At 41.3% G+C, this 1,691-nt stretch carries 2 protein-coding genes; both read right to left on the minus strand.

All coding sequences use genetic code 11. The features are described 5' to 3' along the window. Positions 1-374 precede the first annotated feature (374 nt). Positions 375-1,064 carry a hypothetical protein gene (locus L4D74_RS25055; protein WP_428755116.1) on the minus strand — a complete coding sequence of 230 codons (690 nt, stop codon included), beginning with the start codon at positions 1,062-1,064 and terminating at the stop codon, positions 375-377. A 21-nt stretch (positions 1,065-1,085) separates the two neighbouring features. Then, the coding region (locus L4D74_RS25060) for a hypothetical protein (protein ID WP_428755118.1) at positions 1,086-1,691 on the minus strand (606 nt) is incomplete at its 5' end.

Raw genomic sequence — 1,691 nt, forward strand, 5'->3', positions numbered from 1 at the left:
CCGTACCGTATTACCGTTACGGGTAATCGACGCGGGTTTGTTGAACTCTGTCCAAGTCAAAGAGCGCTCGCTAACACTACTGCCCTCTTTGTAGGTGCGCAGCTACTTTAGGTGACTGTCCTTTTTACTTTAATGAAGGTTTTAAATATCTTAGCCGCTCTCTTTCGATGGAAGTCTTGGTGAGTCTGCAGATTGAACAAAATCAGACTAATCTCATACTTTTGGTGACTGTCCTTTTTACTAAAAACTTTATTTCCTTTAAAAGTAGTGGAGCTAGTCCAAAACTTTCTTCCACTGTTTGTAACATTAGTAAAGAGCCTATATCGTAGACATAAAAAAGCCCCAACAAATGGGGCAATTTACGAATCATACGACTACGACGATTGCGAAATCACTCGCAGCTCAGAACAACTACCACAGAAAAATATGTATAAAGCTGACTCTCCAAGGAAAAAAGGCATCTCATCAATGTACTGAAATAAGCCCCCCCACCCTTCATAGCCAATGCTCATTACATGGGTCATTTCTGTGCAGCATGAACAATGTACTTTTTTCGATTCCTGTAACCACAGAGGATTAACGGCAACCCGAAAAAAAGACTGCCCGCCCAAAAAATCATCCGTATTTTCCCAATAGGAATCTTCATCTAGAGGATACTCAGAATCTTTCATCGCCCTTAAATCTACCGATCTTTCTGGGAGCGGATTCGGCATTCGATCTTCGTCATCTAAGGTATATACATTTTCTGTTTTTTTGCTTAAGAGCACCACTTCCTTTGTATCATTATGGATTGTATATACCTGTTCTTGCAGCCAAACATCAGAATTAATGTAACTGCAAATAGGTAATTCCTTTAATGAGTTTACACCCAGTCCTGAAAGCTTCGGATCAGACAAATCCAAAACGAATAACAATGCAGGGCCATCATCTATAGGTTGAGCATCAACAATCTTCCACGAAGACCCGCCAAACCTGTGCTTAAAAATCGAAGTGTTTTCTGGCTCAACAACATACCCAACGGGTTTAGAATACTGAGAACCAAATTTATCAGAAAAATTAGTCATAGATTAATTTTGCACCTTTAATTATTGGAACTCTTTCAGCGTTTTCGAATATTCAATTGCTTCAAGTGAGCCTTTGTTATATTTCCTTCCAAAGTTTGCTCGCAGATCATGAATATCTTTGGCTAATCTTTGCCTTGGGTTCAGACCGGCATCAACTCTCATACTCTTTTTACCCTTGCCAGCATAAGTTCTAGTGAGTGCATGATCCGCAGTAGTCATACCTACCGCTGGGCCATCACTTCTTGAGAGGCCAATAGTTTTATTGAATGCACTTTGTGGCATATGATGTCCAACTTCTCCTAGAGCTTTTGCTTTGTCTAAGTCAGCGAATCGTCCACCTCTATTAACAATTCCACTCTTTGTAATACCCCTAAACAGCTTCACCGGTGCTTTTACTTTCTTCGCCACCACACCGAAAAATGTACCAGCTGCAGTTTTACCTGCATCTAAATACTCACCAGCAGCAAGCGCCTCCGCTGTATCATAAAGGCCTACCGAAACATCCACAACCGTTGACACTGGGGACATATCATACACAAACGTTGCTGTGGTTACACCCACGCTTAAAAACGTTTCCCAGCCAAACCAACTACTGGTCTCTCGCTCTGTATCCCCTAATATAGGTTC

This window comes from Vibrio cionasavignyae (genome assembly GCF_050337155.1).
GTDB classification, from domain to species: domain Bacteria; phylum Pseudomonadota; class Gammaproteobacteria; order Enterobacterales; family Vibrionaceae; genus Vibrio; species Vibrio nomapromontoriensis.